Annotated in this window: 16 protein-coding genes; 7 read left to right on the forward strand and 9 right to left on the reverse strand. The window is 73.8% G+C overall.

Annotation, left to right across the window (positions count from 1 at the left end):
• Window positions 1-119: 119 nt before the first annotated feature.
• A complete protein-coding gene (locus ACFPCY_RS26435; protein WP_378259530.1) occupies window positions 120-3584 on the reverse strand; it encodes an AAA family ATPase in 3465 nt (1154 codons plus the stop codon).
• Between the two features lie 68 nt (window positions 3585-3652).
• Entirely contained in the window at window positions 3653-4333 is a 681-nt protein-coding gene (locus tag ACFPCY_RS26440; protein WP_378259531.1) for a TetR family transcriptional regulator, read from the reverse strand.
• A gap of 222 nt (window positions 4334-4555) precedes the next feature.
• Between ACFPCY_RS26440 and ACFPCY_RS26445 the strand changes: the two genes are divergently transcribed.
• Window positions 4556-6007, forward strand: coding sequence for a serine hydrolase domain-containing protein (locus ACFPCY_RS26445; RefSeq protein ID WP_378259532.1), 1452 nt, complete (start codon window positions 4556-4558; stop codon window positions 6005-6007).
• A 3-nt stretch (window positions 6008-6010) separates the two neighbouring features.
• Here ACFPCY_RS26445 and ACFPCY_RS26450 read toward each other — a convergent pair whose 3' ends face one another.
• Complete coding sequence (locus ACFPCY_RS26450) at window positions 6011-6778, reverse strand: SDR family NAD(P)-dependent oxidoreductase (protein WP_378259533.1); 768 nt, start codon at window positions 6776-6778, stop codon at window positions 6011-6013.
• A gap of 35 nt (window positions 6779-6813) precedes the next feature.
• Here ACFPCY_RS26450 and ACFPCY_RS26455 point away from each other — a divergent pair, with 35 nt between their 5' ends.
• The 3 genes from ACFPCY_RS26455 (at window position 6814) to ACFPCY_RS26465 (ending at window position 9942) form a co-directional block, all read left to right on the forward strand.
• On the forward strand, window positions 6814-7617 hold the full coding sequence (locus tag ACFPCY_RS26455) for an SAM-dependent methyltransferase (protein WP_378259534.1): 804 nt from the start codon (window positions 6814-6816) through the stop codon (window positions 7615-7617).
• A 163-nt stretch (window positions 7618-7780) separates the two neighbouring features.
• Window positions 7781-8530: a poly-gamma-glutamate hydrolase family protein gene (locus ACFPCY_RS26460; protein ID WP_378259535.1), complete on the forward strand. Its 750-nt coding sequence runs from the start codon at window positions 7781-7783 to the stop codon at window positions 8528-8530.
• 110 nt (window positions 8531-8640) lie between these two features.
• Window positions 8641-9942, forward strand: a complete 1302-nt coding sequence (locus ACFPCY_RS26465) for a lipase family protein (protein ID WP_378259536.1) — start codon at window positions 8641-8643, stop codon at window positions 9940-9942.
• A gap of 105 nt (window positions 9943-10047) precedes the next feature.
• On the opposite strand, the gene ACFPCY_RS26470 is transcribed toward ACFPCY_RS26465, so the two are convergent.
• From ACFPCY_RS26470 to ACFPCY_RS26490, 5 genes are all read right to left on the reverse strand, one after another.
• Window positions 10048-10479: a DoxX family protein gene (locus tag ACFPCY_RS26470; protein WP_378259537.1), complete on the reverse strand. Its 432-nt coding sequence runs from the start codon at window positions 10477-10479 to the stop codon at window positions 10048-10050.
• Between the two features lie 84 nt (window positions 10480-10563).
• Window positions 10564-11796: an RNA polymerase sigma factor gene (locus ACFPCY_RS26475; RefSeq protein ID WP_378259538.1), complete on the reverse strand. Its 1233-nt coding sequence runs from the start codon at window positions 11794-11796 to the stop codon at window positions 10564-10566.
• A gap of 489 nt (window positions 11797-12285) precedes the next feature.
• Window positions 12286-12636, reverse strand: coding sequence for a YciI family protein (locus tag ACFPCY_RS26480; RefSeq protein ID WP_378259539.1), 351 nt, complete (start codon window positions 12634-12636; stop codon window positions 12286-12288).
• A 91-nt stretch (window positions 12637-12727) separates the two neighbouring features.
• Entirely contained in the window at window positions 12728-13489 is a 762-nt protein-coding gene (locus ACFPCY_RS26485; RefSeq protein WP_378259540.1) for an ABC transporter permease, read from the reverse strand.
• A gap of 8 nt (window positions 13490-13497) precedes the next feature.
• Window positions 13498-14265, reverse strand: coding sequence for an ABC transporter ATP-binding protein (locus tag ACFPCY_RS26490; protein ID WP_378259541.1), 768 nt, complete (start codon window positions 14263-14265; stop codon window positions 13498-13500).
• 75 nt (window positions 14266-14340) lie between these two features.
• Between ACFPCY_RS26490 and ACFPCY_RS26495 the strand changes: the two genes are divergently transcribed.
• Window positions 14341-15132: a TetR/AcrR family transcriptional regulator gene (locus ACFPCY_RS26495; RefSeq protein WP_378259542.1), complete on the forward strand. Its 792-nt coding sequence runs from the start codon at window positions 14341-14343 to the stop codon at window positions 15130-15132.
• On the forward strand, window positions 15129-15428 hold the full coding sequence (locus tag ACFPCY_RS26500; protein ID WP_378259543.1) for a DUF6204 family protein: 300 nt from the start codon (window positions 15129-15131) through the stop codon (window positions 15426-15428). Before ACFPCY_RS26495 ends, ACFPCY_RS26500 begins: the two co-directional genes overlap by 4 nt.
• A 6-nt stretch (window positions 15429-15434) precedes the next feature.
• Here the strand turns inward: ACFPCY_RS26500 and ACFPCY_RS26505 are convergent, their stop codons facing one another.
• Window positions 15435-16751: an MFS transporter gene (locus ACFPCY_RS26505; RefSeq protein WP_378259544.1), complete on the reverse strand. Its 1317-nt coding sequence runs from the start codon at window positions 16749-16751 to the stop codon at window positions 15435-15437.
• 93 nt (window positions 16752-16844) lie between these two features.
• Here ACFPCY_RS26505 and ACFPCY_RS26510 point away from each other — a divergent pair, with 93 nt between their 5' ends.
• Window positions 16845-17735: a LysR family transcriptional regulator gene (locus ACFPCY_RS26510; RefSeq protein ID WP_378259545.1), complete on the forward strand. Its 891-nt coding sequence runs from the start codon at window positions 16845-16847 to the stop codon at window positions 17733-17735.
• Window positions 17736-17788 lie beyond the last annotated feature (53 nt).

Here is a 17788-nt window from a genome sequence, read left to right on the forward strand (position 1 = left end):
GCCCGGCCTGCATCCGGCGCCTCCCGCGACGTCCAGAAGATCGCGGAAGACCTTAGCGGCCGGGGTCCGAGCAGTCAGGAAGTCGGTAAAAGTCGGAGATGCCAGAGGCGCTGGAGCGGTCAGAGGTAGAGGCCGGGGGCGGTGGCGGGGGTGGGGAGGGTGGTGGGGAGGTCTTCGGGGCGGAGGACGGCGGGGTCCTGGGTGGCGGTGGTGGTGAGGCGGACGGACTGGGTGGCCACGGCGGCGTCGAGGAGGTTGCGGATGAAGCGGCCGTTGCCGAAGGACGGGCCGCGGGGGACGGTCGTCAGGAGGGCGCGGAGGGCGTCGCGGACGCCGTCCGCGAGGGTGAGGCCGTCGGCGGCGGCGAGGAGCTCGAAGATCTGGACGAGCTCGGAGTCGGTGTAGTCCGGGAACTTCAGCCGCTTGGGAAAGCGGGATTCGAGGCCGGGGTTGGCGGTGAGGAACGAGGTCATCTCGCGCTCGTAGCCCGCGACGATGATCAGCAGGTCGCCGCGGTACTCCTCCATGAGCTTGACGAGGGTGGCGACGGCCTCGGCTCCGTAGGCGTCGGAACCGAGGGCGTAGGCCTCGTCGATGAACAGGACGCCGCCGAGGGCCTGCTCGACGGCGGCCTTGACGCGGGGGGCGGTCTGGCCGAGGTAGCCGCCGACGAGATCGCCGCGTCCGACCTCGACGAGGTGGCCGGAGGAGAGCAGGCCGAGGTCGGCGTGGACGGCGGCGACGAGGCGGGCGACGGTGGTCTTGGCGGTGCCGGGGCCGCCGGTGAAGACCATGTGGCGGGTGGGGGAGGCGGCGGGGAGGCCGGCGGTGCGGCGGAGCTCGGCGCTGCGGGCCTCGGCGACCAGGCGGTGGACCTCGGTCTTGACGTCGCGGAGGCCGACGAGCGCGTCGAGGGCGGCGAGCGGGTCGGCGGCGGCGACGGTGCGGGACGCGCCGGTGAGCGAGTCGGGGATGTCGGCGGGCAGCAGTTCGGCGAGGCGCTCGGCGGACGGGCGCTTCAGCGCGGTGACGCGGCGGGCCTGGAGGGACTGGGCGCGCTCGCACAGGTTGCGCATCAGGCGGGCGTTGCCGAAGGAGCGTCCGCGCGGGGCGCGGCGCAGGAGGTCGGCGACCTTCGCGGACGCGTCCGCGGTCACGGTGAGCCCCGCGGCGGCGGCCATCCGGGTGAAGATCTCGACGAGTTCGGCGTCGGTGAAGTCGGGGAACCGGACGGTCACCGGGAACCGCGAGGACAGGCCCGGGTCGGACGCGACGAACCGCTGCATCTCGCGCTCGTAGCCCGCCGCGATCACGACGAGGTCGTCGCGGTGGTCCTCCATCATCTTGACCAGCTCGGCGACGGCCTCGGGCCCGTAGTCCTCGGCGAGGTCGGACTGGGCGAGCGAGTAGGCCTCGTCGATGAACAGCACGCCGCCGATCGCCCGCCGGACGACCTCGCGGGTCTTCACGGCGGTCTCGCCGAGGTACTGGCCGACGAGCTGGGCGCGGGAGACCTCGACGAGGTGGCCGGAGGAGAGGACGCCGAGGTCCTTGTAGAGCCGGGCGAGCAGCCGCGCGACCTCGGTCTTGCCGGTGCCGGGGTTGCCGGTGAACAGCATGTGCCGGGACGGCGCGGCGGCGGGCAGCCCGGCGTCGCGGCGCAGCCGGGCGGCGTTGGCCCCGGCGACGAGCAGCTCGATCTCCTGCTTCACCGGTCCGAGGCCGACGAGGGAGGCGAGCTCGGCGTACGGGTCGGACGCGGTTCCGGCGGCGTCGAACCGGGCCGGGACGTCGGCGCGCTTGACGACCAGCTCCTCGCCGGGCGCGGTCCGCGCGCGGACGTCGGCGACGACGACGTCGGCGAGCCGCTGGGCGAGCCGGGCGTTGCGCAGGTTCCGGACGGCCGGGGTGCGGGCGAGCAGGTCCCCGGCGGCGGTGAGGGCGCGCTTGTGGGCGCGGGCGCCGCGCGCGGCGAGGGCGCGGGAGAACAGCTCGGCGAACGCCTCGGGCGTGAACGGGCGGGTGTGGACGATCTCGAACCGCAGCGACAGCGCCGGGTTCACCTCGCGGATCCGCTCGTCGCCTCCGGGCTCGCACAGGGCGACGACGTGCAGGTCGTCGTGGACGTCGAGGGCGCGGTGCAGCTCCTCGACGATGGCCTCGCCGCTGCGCGGGTCGCGGGACATGTCGTCCAGGCCGTCGATCACCATGAGCCGGGAACCGGCGGACTCGCGCGCGTCGTTGTAGAGATGGGTGGTGGCGGCCGAGACCTCCTTGCCCGCGAAGAAGTCGTCGGCGAGCCACAGCGGGGACGCGGTGACCCCGCGGTCGAGCAGCAGCCGGGCGACCTCCTGCGCGGCGTCCCGCTTGCCGGTGCCGTCCGGGCCGACCAGCATCAGCCGGACGGGCGCGTCCCCCTCGGCGATGCGGGCGAGCGCGGCGACGACGTCGTCCTGCCCGACCAGTCCGGCGCCGACCTCGCCGCCCGGGCGCGGGCGGCGCGAGCGTGGCGTGCCCTTCCCGACGGACGCGGCGAGCGGGTTCACGACCCGGCGGCGCGGCCGGAACAGCCGCCGCAGGTCGTACTGGAACTGGCTGACGGGGATCGACTGGGGGTCGGGGATGTCGCAGTCGGCGGGCAGCCCCTGCACGGATCCGGTGAACCGGACGGCCATGTCGAGCCAGCCCCGGCAGGCGTCGGCCTCGCCCGCGCCGAGCGCCCGCGCGAGCCACGCCCGCACGCCCTCGCTCCACTCGCCCGCCTCGAACCCGGCGTCCCGGACGTGGGCGAACCGTTCGAGCAGCTCGCCGTAGCCGTCCTCGCCGAGGACGGCGGACAGCTCGGCCGGGACCTCCCGCAGCCCGCCCTGGAGGAGCAGGTGGACGTACAGGTCCTGGACGGTCTCCTCGCGCGGCGCGGCGGCCCGCAGGTGCTCGTGCACCGGGGCGAGCCCGGCGCAGATCCACTCCAGGTAGCCGATCGGCCCGGCGAGCTCGGGCAGCGCGGCGATCACGTCGTCGCCGGCGTGGTCCATCCAGGCCTGCCGCTGATCGACGAGGTGGTCGGTGATGTCGAGCGCGGGCGGCGGGTCGGCGAGCAGCTCGGCCAGCGCCCGCCGCCTCGGCTCCAGCGGTTCGACGCCGGCCAGGACGTCGAGGGACTCGCGGGCCAGGGTCAGCGCGAGCTCCCGGTCGCCGCTGTCGCCGAGCCATTCCAGCGGACGGAAGTTGCCGCTGGTCACGATCCACGACGGGAACTCCAGCAGGAGGTCGCGCGGCTCGCGGTGGTACTTGCCGAAGAACTGGTACTGGAGGCGGGAGTGTGATCCGGTGCACACCGCCGAACCGCCGCCGAGGAACTCCAGGGCGAGGACGAGGTCGCCGAGGACGAGCGGTGCGGGCGCCTTCAGCAGCTCCAGGTCGTCGGTGGTGAGGTCCTTGCAGCGCGGGTCGTTGACCAGCGTCTCGACCCGCTCGCGGATCTCGGCGAACAGCCCGTCCGGCACCCGCCAGGGACCGTGAGCCCAGTAGTCGCAGACCGGCTCATCGGTGACCAGCAGCTCCAGATGCTCCGGCAGCGCCACGCAAGACCCCCCTCACCTACAAACCCGGCGTAAAGGTTAGGCCGTCCCCGCGACAACTGGGGCCAGGTTTACTGGTCTGCCCTTATGGCGTAATTCCCCAGCGAGGGTTCCAGGAGCCCGAAGGCGACCCCGGCGGCCTCGATGAGCGCCGTGGCGATCTCGTCGTGGGTCTCGCCGTCCACGGTCCGGCGCAGGGCCTCGTCGAACAGCACCCGGTGGACGCCTCCGAACTGGGACGCCGCGAGCCGGGGAGTCAGGGCGTCCGCGCTCTCGCCGGTGTCCTCGGCGAGGGCTTCGGCGAGGGCGCGCTCGCGTTCCTCGTGCAGCTCGCGGATCCGGGCGACGAGCGTCGGGCTGCCGAGGAGCATCCGGGCGAACGGCTCGCCGCTGAAGCCGATCACCGCCTCGCGGCGGTCCACGGCGTCCAGGTAGGCGCGGCGGAGGGCGGTCAGGGCCGACTCGCCGGCGTCCCGGTCCCGGACGGTCCCGGCGAGCCAGGCCACGAACTCGGCGTGGACGTCGAGGGCCAGGTCCTCCTTGCGCGGGAAGTAGTTCGTGACGGTCATCTTCGCGACCTGCGCCGCCTCGGCGATCTCGGCGATCGTGACCCGGTCGAAGCCGCGCGCCAGGAAGAGGCGGGTCGCGGCGTGGGAAATGGCCTGCCTCGTCTGGCGCTTCTTCAGCGCCCGCAATCCTTCCGGCCTGTCCTCGCCGGTGCTTGCGGACGTGCCTTTCGTCGTGCGGCTCATGCCCGCATTCTCGCATGAAAATGGCTCTGACCTACTTCTAGGTCGAGCCTAGAAGTTCCCGTGACGGGTCTCATGCCGATCACGATGAACCCGCGGGGATCACCGTCTCGTCACATCTCCATGTCCGGTTCGCCTTGATGTCGGACTTGCGTTGAGTTGTGGTGCCAGAGTGGACGCCGACCGGGCGCGCTGCCCGGCCGGTTCAGGGACTGGAGTGGCGGGATGGAGACCAGGCGGCTCCGGCGGCTTCTTGCCGCGGCGGCGCTGGCGACGGCGGCGGTCACGGCCGGGACGGCGGCCGCCGTCCCCCCGGGAGACGTCCGGCAGGCGACGCCGGCGGGACTCACACCGCCGCTTCCCTGGACCGCGCCGCTGCCCGCCGCACCGGGCAGCCCGCTCGCCCCGGCGCAGAGCGGCGCCGCGCAGAGCGCCGGAGCCCAGAGTGCCGAAGTCCAGCGGACCCAGGTGCAGGACGGCGCGGGTACGGACGTCCGGACGGCGCCATTCGAGCTGGACGGGGCCAAGCTCCAGGCCACCCTCGACGCCACCCACCAGGCCGGGATGACCGGCCTGTTCTCGGCGGTCCGGGACGGCGACGCGTCCTGGCAGGGCGCGTCCGGCGTCGCCGACACCGCGACCGGACGTCCCGTCCGTGCCGACATGCGGCAGCGCGTCGGCAGCATCACCAAGACGTTCGTCGCCACGGCCGTCCTGCAGCAGGTCGACCGGGGACGCGTCCGGCTGGACGACCCGATCGCCGCCTACCTGCCGGATCTCGTGCCCGGCCCGCGCGGACGGCAGGTCACCGTCCGGATGCTGCTCGACCACACCAGCGGCATCGGCGACTACGTGCCCGCCGCGTTCCCCTCGTTGGACGACCCGTCCCCGGCGAGCCTCGACGCGAACCGGTACCGGCGGCTGAGCCCGAAGCAACTGGTCGCGTGGGGACTGGCCGCCAAGCCGACCGGCGACCCGGGCCAGAACTGGTCCTACTCCAACACCAACTACGTCATCCTCGGCCTGCTCCTGGAGAAGGTCACCGGCCGGAGCGCGACGGACTACATCACCGCGAACGTCATCCGCCGCGCCGGGCTGCGGCACACCTACTTCCCGGGCGGCGACCCGGTGATCCACGGCCCGCACCCGAAGATGTACGAGTCGCTGTACGGCGTGCTCGACCCGCCGCGCGACTACAGCGAGTACGACATGAGCTGGGCGTCCACGGCGGGCTCGCTGGTCTCGACCGCCGACGACCTGAACCACTTCTACCGCGACCTGCTCACCGGCGGCCTGACCAGCAAGGACGCGCTCGCCGAGATGCAGAAGACCGTGCCGGTGAAGGACGCGACCGGGCAGACCGTCCTCGACTACGGCCTCGGGATCTACGCGGTGAACCTGCCCTGCGGGCGCTTCTGGGGGCACGACGGCCTGGTGTGGGGCGCGGCGACCCAGTCGCTGACCAGCCAGGACGGCGCGCGCCAGCTCACGTTCGCGCTGAACCGGGCCAGATACCAGCGCCTCGACGGCCAGGGCGTGCCGATCCCGGACCCGATCGACAACGCCCTGGGCGCGCACGCCCTCCAGGCCCTCTGCGGGCCCTCGGCCGCCGACTCGATCGCGTCCGGGACCACGACGCGCTTCCTGCCGCTGGGGTTCCTCACCCCGAATCCCTGACCCCTAGTGCGCCTCCGGGTCGTGGGCCAGGACGGACCGGCCGCCGTCCACCGGGACGGTCGCCCCGGTGATGAACGACGCCTCGTCCGACAGCAGGTGGACGACCGCCGCGGCGACCTCCGAGGCGAGCGCGACGCGGCCGAGCGGGTGCAGCTCGCCCATCTGCCGCTCGACGTCCGCGGCGCGCTCCGGGCCGAGGTCGGCGAGGAACGCGTTGTACCGCTCGGTGCGGACGGACCCCGGCGCGACGGCGTTGACCCGGATCCCGCGCGGCCCGTACTCGACGGCGAGCGCGCGGGTCAGGCCCTCGATCGCCGCCTTGGCCGTCACGTACGGGACGCAGCCGGGAACGGCCCGCCGCGCCTGGTGCGAGGTGACGTTGACGATCGCGCCCGGCGTCCCGGCCGCGAGGAAGCGCCGGATCGCGGTCGTGCAGCCGGTCATGGGCATGCCGAGGTTCAGCGCGACCAGGTCCATCAGCTCGCGCGCGGACGCGGTGTGCGGGGACGCGTCGCGGAACACGGCCGCGTTGTTGACCCAGCCCGCCAGCGTCCCGGACTCCTCGGCGAGGTCGGCGGCGCGCTCGGCGGTCGCGGCGTCCCCGGCGTCGCCGGTCACCGTCCGGACGCGGGGTTCGGCCGCGGCCCAGTCCAGCGTCCCGGCGTCGCGCTCCACCGCCACCACCACGGTGTCGGGGTCGGCGAGCAGGCGGGTCACGACGGCGCGGCCGATGCCCCGGCCCGCTCCGGTGACGACGTGGGCGATCTTCATCGTGGGGGTCTCCGTCCGGGAGTAGGGTGATCGGAATGGACCAGCCGTTGCGGGGAGTCGGGCGGACCGCGCTGAGCGTCGCCCGGATGCGCGCCGTCGAGCACCGCCGTCCGGACCGGCTCTTCGCCGACCCGTTCGCCGCGTCCTTCGGCGCGGCGGGGCCGCCCGTCGTGCCGCGCGCCGGCCACGAGGTGCGGAACCTGATGATCTTCCAGGTGGTCATCCGTACCCGGTTCTACGACGATTACCTGCTCGCCGCCACCGCCGCCGGGATCCGGCAGGTCGTGCTGCTCGCGGCCGGGCTCGACACGCGCGCGTTCCGGCTCGACTGGCCGGACGGCGTCCGCGTCTTCGAGGCCGACCTGCCCGACGTGCTCGCGTTCAAGGACGCCACGCTCGGCGACGCCGAGCCGCGCGCGGGCCGCGTCGCCGTGGCCGCCGACCTGCGCGAGGACTGGGCGGCCCGGCTGCGGGACGCCGGGTTCGACCCGTCCCGTCCGACGGCGTGGCTCGTCGAGGGGCTGCTGATCTACCTGTCCCGGGACGACGCGGCGGCGCTGCTGGACGGCATCGACGGGGAGTCCGCGCCGGGCAGCCGGCTCGCCTTCGAGGACGGCTCGGGCACCGCATGGCTGATCGAGCAGGCACGCGCCGACCCGGACGAGTTCCCGGCCGGGCCGCTGTGGAAGGGCGGGCTCGGCGAAGCGTCCACCGCGTGGCTGGAAGAGCACGGCTGGCGCGTCGAGCGGCACGTCCTGGCCGAGGCGGCGGCGTCCTACGGCAGGACGCCCCCGGAGGGCGTGCGCGGCGGTTTCCTGACCGCCGAGTGCCTGCCTTGACCGCCGAGTGCCTGCCTTGACCGCCGAGCGGCTGCCTTGACCGCCGAGCGGCTGCCTTGACCGGCTGCCTTGACCGGCTGCTCCGGCCCTCCACCCCGACTTTCGAGTTCCCGACCGGTCGAGACGCCGGCCGGTCTAACGGTTCTGATCTAGGAGTGTCCTCGTGAAGAAGCTGCTGCCCGCCGCGGGGCTGGTCGTCGCCGTGCTGCCGCTGTCGGCGTGCGGAGGCGCCTCGTCCTCGTCCGGCGCGGTCGCGAACGCCAGGCCCGTCGCCGCGCAGGTCTCGGCCGCCGCCGACAGGTACAGGAACTACGCCGACCTCGCCCGGCACGAGAAGGAGGGACGCGACTACAGGCGCGTCCAGCGGACGCCGAAGGGCGCCCGCGTCGCGCAGATCGCGATCCACGGCGGGCAGATCGAGCCGCCGACCACGCAGCTCGCCGACTACGCGTCCAGCACCGGCAAGGACGCCTTCTACTCGTTCGAGGGCCTCAAGAAGTCCGGCAACCAGGCGCTCCACATCACCTCCACCCACTTCGACGAGCCGCGCGCGCTGAAGCTCCTGAAGACGGTGAAGTACACGGTGTCGTGGCACGCGGCGAAGGGCGACACCGCCACGACCTACGTCGGGGGCCGCGACGCCGCGCTGGCGCAGAAGATCACCAGGGCGCTGCGCGCGAAGGGCTTCACGGTGTCCGCGCCGCCCGGACGCATCGACGGCAACGACCCGAAGAACATCTGCAACCGCAACGCGCGCGGCAAGGGCGTCCAGCTGGAGATCACCACCGCGCAGCGCAAGGCGTTCTTCAGGGGCGGGCGCCTCGACGCCGCCTGGATCGCCGACCCCCGGCACCGCACGGCGGCGTTCTACGCCTACGTCCGCGCGGTCGACTCCGTCCTCGCCTCGTTGTGACCGGATGCTAACCGGCGGGGCACTCCTGTTGCCTGGCTGCGTACCGCCGCGCTGATCCGCTGCGCCACAGTCGTCACCGATCACTTTCCGGCTCCCAGGAGTGAGTGGCGATGAAACTGCGGTCCATGATCAGTGCGGCCGTCCTCGGGGCGGCGAGCGTCGCGGGCGCCGTCGCGCTTCCGCCCGCGGCCTCGGCCGCCGCCCCGGCCGCCGCCCCGGCCGCCGCGCCGAGCGGGTGCACCGCGACCGACGACGACATCTACGCCCCGTCGGTCGGTGTCACCGGAAATGCCGGCGACCTGCTGGCCTGCGCTCCCACCAAGCTGTCGAACATTCCCGGCGACATCCCGATGAAGGCGTGGAAGGTCCGGTACGTCTCCACGAACGTCAAGGGCGAGAAGATCGCGGTGTCCGGGACGGTCGCCATCCCGGACGCGGCGTGGCCGGGCGGCGGCGCGCGGCCCACGGTCGCCTTCAATCCCGGCACGCTCGGCCTCGGCCAGCAGTGCGCGTTCTCCAAGCAGCTCGCGGGCCAGTACGTCGACATGTACGAGGGCGGCAACCTCGGCCTGTTCCTGAAGGCGGGGATGGCGGTCGCCGCGACCGACGGCGTCGGCTACCTCAAGGACTCGACGCACACCTACGTGGTCGGGCAGAACGCCGGGCACGCGCTGCTCGACATCGTCCGCGCGTCCCGGAAGATCCCCGGCGGCACCCTCACCGCGGACGGCCCGGTCGGCATCTCCGGTTACTCCGAGGGCGGCCAGGCGTCGCTGTGGGGCGCGCAGCTCGCCGCGTCCTACGCGCCCGAGCTGAAGGTCGTCGGCGCGGCGGCGGGCGGGGTTCCCGGCGACCTCAAGGTCACCGCGAAGTTCCTCAACGGCGGCGCCTTCGCGGGCTTCGCCGCCGACGCCCTCGTCGGCCTGCACAGCGCCTACCCGGAGATGCCGTTCGACAGCCTGATGAACGACGCGGGCCGCAAGGCGATCCAGGACGTCAAGTCGAACTGCCTGTACGGGACGCTCGCGGTGTTCGCGGGGGCGCACGTGGAGAACTACTCCACCGACCACCTGACCCTCGACCAGATCTACGCGCTCAAGGGCCCGGATGGGACGTCCTGGGGCGACATCGTGGACCGGCAGAAGCTCGGCGTGGACATCGGGCCGGCGTCGTCCGGGGCGAAGTACAAGATCGGCTTCCCGGTGTTCCAGTACCGCGGCTGGCTGGAGGAGATCATCCCGCACGAGACCGAGGACGCCACGCACGACGCCTACTGCAAGGCCGGCATCAACACGACCTGGAAGAACACCTACCCGACCGAGCACCTCACGACCGACTGGGGCGCGGCCGGGGACGTGACGGCCTTCCTCGCCGACCGCTTCAACGGCAAGCCGGCGCAGAGCAACTGCTGACCGGCGGGAGCGGCCGACCGACCATCCCGGATACGGACGGCCCGGGCGCGTGGGGTGCCCGGGCCGTCCGCCTTCGTCGCGTTCGGGGTCTGATCCGCCGATTGCTCACTTCCGCGAGCCGCGCAGGGCGGTCAGGAGGGCGCGGGTCTCGGCGCGCCGGTCGCGGGCGACCAGGGCGAACACCACGCCGAGCGCCAGCGGGAACGCCGCCCAGGCCGGGACCAGCCAGACGACCTGCGTGATCGCGGCCCCGACCATCAGGCCGATCAGCCCGGTCGCGGCGAGCCCGGCCAGCCGGGGGACCATCAGCCCGATCGCCCCGGCCGCCTCGAGGGCCCCGACCACGTACCGGAACCACTGGCCGATCCCGATCTCGGCGAAGGTCTCGACCGCGTCCTTCTGGCCGGCGAACTTCGGCATCGCCGATCCGACCAGCAGAAACGCGCCGACGAGGATCTGGAGCACCCACAGGACGGACCGGCGGCGCGAGCGGGTCGTCGTGACGCTGGTCTGAACGGCGGTGGTGGCGGTGGCCATGGCTGGGGTCCTTCCGGTTTGTTTTCCGTCTCGCTCATGCGTCGATCGGCCGCCGCCCCGATCGACACCCGCCGGAAGTTTTTTCTAAGAAAGTTCGGCGGCCCGCTTCAGCAGGACGCTCCGCTCGGCCTCGTTCCTGGTCAGCTCGGCCGCGCGGGCGAACTCGCGCGCCGCGCCGGACCGCTCGCCGAGCCGCGCGAGCAGGTCCCCGCGCACGCTCGGCAGCAGGTGGTAGCCCTTCATGGACGGCACGTCCGCGAGCGCGTCGAGCAGGTCCAGGCCGCGCCGCGGCCCGAACGCCATCCCGAGCGCGAACGCCCGGTTCACCTGCACGACCGGGGACGGCTCGGCCCGCACGAGCAGTTCGTACAGGCCCGCGATCTGCTCCCAGTCGGTCTCCTCGGCGGACGCCGCCTGCGCGTGGCACGCGGCGATGGCCGCTTGCAGCACGTACGGGCCCGGCGGGGCGCCGATCTCCTGGGCGCGCAGGAGGGCGGCGAAGCCGCGCGCGATGAGCAGCCTGTCCCAGAGGCCGCGGTCCTGGTCGGGCAGCGGCACGGGCGCGCCGTCCTCGTCCACCCGCGCGCGCGTGCGCGACGCCTGGATCTCCATGAGCGCGACGAGCCCGTGCACCTCGGGTTCGCGCGGCGCGAGCTCGGCGATGAGCCGTCCGAGGCGGAGCGCCTCCAGGCAGAGATCGACGCGGAGCCAGTCGGACCCGGCGGTCGCCACGTACCCCTCGTTGAACACGAGGTAGACGACCTCCAACACCGAGTCGAGCCGCGCCGCGCGCTCCGGCCCCTCCGGCGCCTCGAACGGGACGCCCGACGCGCTCAGCGTCCTCTTCGCCCGGACGATCCGCTGCGCGACGGTCGCCTCGGGCACCAGGAACGCCCGCGCGATCTCGTCGGTGGTGAGGCCGCCGAGCATGCGCAGCGTCAGCGCCACCCGCGCGGACCGCGACAGCACCGGATGGCAGGCCGTGAACACCAGCCGCAGCAGGTCGTCGGCGATCTCGTCCGGCTCGGGCATCTCGGTCGCGGCCTCCAGGGCCTGCCCGATCTCCTCGACCTTCCGCGCGAACGTCTGCTCGCGCCGGATCCGGTCGATCCCGCGCCGCTTGGCGACCGACATCAGCCACGCGCCGGGATTGTCCGGGACGCCCTGCCCGGGCCACTGCTCCAGCGCCGCGACGAGCGCGTCCTGCGCCAGCTCCTCGGCCAGCCCGACGTCGTTGACCAGCCGCGCGAGCCCCGCGATGATCCGCGGCGCCTCCAGCCGCCACACCGCCTCGACCGTCCGCTCCACATCCCTCACGCGCCCGATCAGAACACCTCCCCACCCGAACAGCAACACACCCGCAAGCAGCCCCACACCCGCAAGCGGCAGTGCGCCCGTGAACGCAGCGCGTCCGCGGACGGCACGGGCCTGCGCGCACGGCAACGCTCGCGAACGGCGGCGCGCCTGCAAGCGACAAGGACGCGCAAACAGCAACACGCCCGCGGGCGGCGGCGCGCCCGTGAACGCAGTGCGCCTGCGGGCGGGACGGGCCTGCGCGAACGGCAACGCTCGCGAACGGCGGCGCGCCTGCAAGCGACAAGGACCCGCAAACAGCAGCACGCCTGCGGAGGGCACGGGCCCGCGGGCGGCAGTGTGCCCACGCGGCGACGCGCCGCCCGAACGGCGGCGCGTCCGCGAGCGGCCGGGCGTCCGCGAACGACACGCTCCCCCCGCGAGCGGCAGCCCCGCGCGGACAGCAGCACGCCCGCCGCGCGTTGGGCGCGGCGGGCGTGGGGGAGGGGTGGGTCAGGGGGTGGGGGTGTCTTCGGGGCCGTAGACGCGCTGGATGGTGCCGCGGCCGCTGCCGACGATGGACCAGAAGCGGCGGGAGAGCTCGATGGCCTCCTCCTCGGTGCGGGTCTCGATGAGCGCGAAACCGGCCACGAACTCCTTGGACTCGCTGAACGGGCCGTCGACGACCTCGGCCTTGCCGTCCCTGGCGACGATGTGGGTGGCGCGCGGGTCGAGGCCGCCGGTGGCGAGCAGCACGCCCGACCTGCTCAGCTCGGCGATGAACGCGCCCATCTCGGCCTGGAGCGCCTCGTCCGGCTGCTCCTGGGGGGTGCCGTCGTCGACCGTCATCATGAGGAACCGCATGGCCTTCTCCTTCTCGCTCGGTGTCGCCTTCACCAGGGCGTCGATCGAGGGAGGGCCGGATCGACATGACGCCCGAAGTTTTTTCCGGAAATCATGGCGTACTGCCTGACCTGCGGAAAAGGGCCAGACCGCCCGCGAGGCCGAGGACGGCCAGCGCCGTGGTGACCGCGAGGCCGGTGAGGACCGTCCGGTCGGCGTACTCGCCCAGGTACAGGTGCCGGACGGCGTCCACGGTGTAGCGGAACGGGACGACGCGCGACGCGCCGTCCAGCCAGCCCGGCGCGAGCGTCATGGGTAGCAGCAGGCCCGCGAGCAGCATCAGCGGCAGGACGGTCGTGTTGGCGATCGCGGCGAACTCGGGCGCGGTCCGCACGTTCATCGCCAGGCCGTAGGACAGCATGGACAGCGCCGCCGACAGCAGCGCCACGAACACGAACCCGAGCAGCACGCCGCCCACGGGGGCGCGCAGCCCGAACGCGACGCCGAGCAGGACGAGCAGCGCCGACTGGAGGACGAGCTGCACGACGTCCCGCAGCATCCGGCCGAGGAGCGGCGCGGCGGGGTGCAGCGGGGTGACGCGCATGCGGTCGATCACGCCGACCTGCCGCTCGACGAGGATGCCGAGCCCGACGAACATCCCGCCGAGCAGCGAGAGCTGGACGAGCAGCCCCGGCACGAACGCCTGCCAGGACGTCCCGCCCGTCCGCAGGTCGAGCTTGGACAGCAGCGGGCCCATCAGGGCGAGGAACAGCAGCGGTTGCAGCATGCCGAAGGTCAGCGCGGTCTTCGAGCGGAGCGTCTGCCGCAGCGAGCGGCCGAAGATCACGCCGGTGTCGGTGAGGAGTCGGTTCATGGCGGGTCCTAGACGGCGGCGGGCGCGTGGGAGGCGCGTCCGGTGATGGCGAGGAAGGCGTCCTGGAGGGTCCCGGCGCCGTGCGCGGCCTTGAGCTCGGCCGGGGTGCCCTCGGCGACGACGGCTCCGGCGTCCACGACGACGAGGCGGTCGGCGAGCGCGTCGGCCTCGTCCAGGTAGTGCGTGGTCAGCAGGACGGTCGTGCCGTGGTCGCGGCGGACGCGCCGGACGAGGTCCCACAGGTCGGCGCGGCTGCCCGGGTCGAGGCCGGTGGTCGGCTCGTCCAGGAAGAGCACCTCGGGCCGGTTGACCAGGCCGAGCGCGATCTCCAGGCGGCGGCGCTGGCCGCCGGAGAGCGCGGCGGTCGGCCGGTCGAGGAGGTCGGTCAGGTTCAGGTCGGCGGCGAGTTCGGCGGCGCGGGCGCGGGCCTCGGCGCGGGACAGCCGGTGCATCCGGCCCTGCGTGACCAGCTCCTCGCCGGCGGGGCAGTGCGGGTCGAGGCCGCCGGACTGGGCGACGTACCCGATCCGGGCGCGCACTCCGGCGGGGTCGGCGAGCAGGTCGCGGCCCGCGACGACGGCCCGGCCTCCGGACGGCGGCAGCAGCGTGGCGAGCATCCGGACGGTGGTCGTCTTGCCGGCGCCGTTCGGGCCGAGGACGCCGAGGATCTCGCCGCGCTCGGCCGCCAGGTCGATGCCGCGCACCGCGTGGACGTCCCCGGACCGCAGCCGGAACGTGCGGGTCAGCCCGCGGACGTCGAGAACAGGGGAGGTCATGCCCGACAGGAAAGCACAGCAGATGCGAAATTTACAACTGACTATAAGTTTCGTATGGCGTGTAAGCTGTCGGCCGTGACGGAGAGCCTGCGTGAGCGGAAGAAGCGCGCGACCCGGCGGCACCTGGCCGAGGTCGCGACCCGGCTGTTCGTGGAGCGCGGCTTCGAGGCCGTCACGATCGCCGAGGTCGCCGAGGCGGCGGACGTGTCGGTGAAGACCGTCTACAACTACTTCGGCGCCAAGGAGGACCTCGTCCTCCCGGAGGGCGAGGCGTCCGGCGACCGGCTCGCCGCGTTCGTCCGGGACCGGGAGCCGGGGGAGTCGGCGGCGCGGGCCGTCCTGCGGAACCTGCACGGCGAGCTGAGCCGCCGCGACCGCAGCGTCGGCCTCACCCTCGGCTACGGCCGGTTCATGCGGATGGTGAAGGAGTCCCCGACGCTGCTCGCGCGCTTCGACCGCGTCGGCGCGGAGATGCGCGAGGCCCTCGCCGCCGAGCTGGCCGCCGCGGCCGGCGCGTCCCCGGACGACCTGCTGCCCCGGCTCGTCGCCGCGCAGATCGCGTGGGTGCAGGAGCAGATGTTCGCCGAGATCGCCGCCCGCACCGCCCGCGACGAGCCGCCGGGCGAGATCGCCGCCGCCATGCACGAGCTGCTGGACGTGCTGGAGTCGCTGCTCGGCGACCGCGTCCTGACCTACGCCACCCGCGAGCTCTCCGCCGTCCGCGAGCCCTCCGCCGTCCGCGAGCCCTCCGCCGCCCGCGAGACCCGCGCCACCCCAGAGACCGGCGCCGCCCGCGAGACCCGCGCCACCCCAGAGACCGGCGCCGTCCGCGAGACCCGCGCCACCCGAGAGGACGAAACGAGATGAACGCCTTCCGCGTGTCCGTGCGCGGCAAGTTCGGCGACCTGGACGACGCGTCCCGCGCCGCCCTGAGCAGCGGCGACGCCTTCGACACCGCCTTCACCGAACGCGGCACCTTCACCTGCGACGGCTCGTTCTCGGTCTTCACCTTCCGCGTCCAGGTCCCGGCCGGCCCGGACGACGACGAGGACGACGCGGGCCTCGCCGCCCTGGCCGCCCTCGACGCGTACGGCTACCCGTACGAGGTGCTGAGGACGGTCGTCACCGACATGCGCGACATCAAGGTCCGCCGCAAGCGCTGACCTCCGTCAGCCGAGGGCGAGGGAGAGGCCGGCGACCGCGCAGACCACGCCCGGCACGAGCAGCGCCACCGAGGGATGCGAGGTGGCGAAGGCCCCCGCGACCGCGACGCCGAGCGTCGCCCCGCACTGCCGGACGGCGTTGAGCAGCCCGCCCGCCGACCCGGCGGTGCCGTCCGGCGCGGCGGCCATCACGGCGGCGGCGAGCGACGGGAGCGCGAGCGCGACCCCGCATCCGGTCAGCAGCAGTCCGGCGGTCAGGACGTGGCAGGCCAGCAGCACACCGCCGACCGCGAGCAGCGTCGTCCCGCCGAGCAGGGCGGGCCGGGGACCGAAACGCGCGACGATCCGTCCGGTGATCGGCGGCCCGAGGATGAACGGCACGGTCATCGGCAGCATCGCGAGCCCGGTCGCGACCGGCCCGCGGTGCAGCGTCAGCGGCAGCACGAACAGGTCGCCGGTCAGCGCGAAGTTGACCGCCGCGCCGACGCCCAGCCCCATCAGCACGCCGCCGCTGCGCAGCAGCGCCGGGTTCACGACCGCCTCCGCGTCCGCCTTGCCGCGAGCCCGGCGTTCGAGCGCCACGAGGACGACCGCGGCGGCGATCGCGGCGACGGCGGAGATCGCCGCGTGCGGCCAGGCGCTCGCGCCCGCCGCGATCAGCGCGTCCGTCGCGAGGCCGAGGACGGCGCAGACCGCGAGCTGCGAGCGCACGTTGATCCGCCGCGTGCCGCGCGGGCAGCGCACCGCCGCGCCCGCCGTCAGCGCGAGCACCGCGACCGCGATCGGGCCGTTCACGACGAAGACCGCGCGCCAGCCCGCCGCCCCGACCAGCAGGCCGCCGAGCACGGGACCCGCCGCGACCGCGCTGCCGCTGATCGCGGCCCAGGTCGCGAGCGCGCGGGTCCGGTCCGGCGCGTCCGGGTAGAGGCGCGTGATCATCGCCATCGAGGCGGGGACGCAGGCCGCCGCCGCGACGCCCAGCAGACCGCGCAGCGCGACCAGCGTCCACAGTCCGGGCGCCGCCGCACACAGCAGCGAGAGAACCCCGAACGCGGCGATTCCGGAGCGGAACACCCGGTGCGCCCCGAAGCGGTCGGCGACCGCACCGGCCGTGAGCAGGAGTGCGGCGAAGACGACGGTGTAGGAGGTCGTCGCCCACTGCAATCCGGACACCGAGGCGTGCAGCGAGGAAGCCAGGTCGGGTTCGGCCACCGACAGGACGGTCATGTCCAGCAGCACCATGAAATAGCCGAGGGAGACGCCGAGCAGCGGGATCGTCCGCGTCCCGGCCCGCGCGCGCCTCGTCGTAGCGGTGATCGTCATGCGGCCCAGCATCGGCGGAGGCGGCGTCCCGTTCCACCGGCCGTCGCGTACGCTGTGTTCGGAAAAACCGAACGGTCGTGGTGGGAGCGACTCATGGAGCTTCGGCAACTGAGGATCTTCGAGGCCGTCGTCCGGCACAGGACGGTCACCGACGCGGCCCACGCGCTCGATCTCGCGCCGTCCAGCGTCTCGGCCAGGATCCGCGCGCTGGAGGACGGCCTCGGCGTGCCGCTCTTCGAACGGACCGCGCGCGGGATGCGGCTCACGCCGTCCGGCGAGCGGATGCTGACCTGGGCGCGACGCCTCCTGGACGCGGCGGACCAGGCCCGCCGCGAGGTCGTCGGCACGGCGTCGGCCCTGCGCCTCGGCGCGCTGGAGACGATCGCCGCCACCCTCGTCCCGCGCGTGCTCGCCCGCCTGGCCGCCCGATCCCCGGACGTCGCCACCGAGATCCGCGCCTCGGGCGTCCGGGACGAGCTGCTGGCCGAGGTGATCGGCGGGACGCTCGACGTGGCGCTGCTCCTCGACACCGGCGACGCGCTGGGCGATCTCGGCTTCGCCCCGCCCGAGGAGCCGCTGACGTTCGTGGACGTCGAACCCGTCCCGCTCGTCGTCGTGGCGGCGCCGGACAACCCGCTGGCCGGTCGCCGCGATCTCCGTCCGGACGATCTGGACGGGCAGTCGCTGCTGGTCAACGTGGAGAACTGCTCGTTCCGGCTCGCCGCCGACCGGTTCCTCGGACCCGGGCCGACGCGCGTGCGCGCCGGGGGTGTGCCGGTGCTGCGGGCGTGGGCGGAGCAGGGGCTCGGGATCGCGCTGCTGCCCGGCTTCGCCGTCGCCGACGCGCTGCGGCAGGGGTCCCTGGCCGGGCTCGACCTGCCGGTCCCGGACATCAGCCTGCGACTGGTGTGGCGGTCGGACCGGGAGGCGCTGCCCGGTCTCCGTGAGCTGCTGTACGCCTGCGCCGCCACTCCGGTCGGCTGAACCGCGCGGTTTGGGTCAGGCCGATAGAGGGGGAGCTGTCGGGGCCTATCCGG

Origin of the sequence: Actinomadura gamaensis, from assembly GCF_042652125.1 — a bacterium.
GTDB lineage: Bacteria > Actinomycetota > Actinomycetes > Streptosporangiales > Streptosporangiaceae > Spirillospora > Spirillospora gamaensis.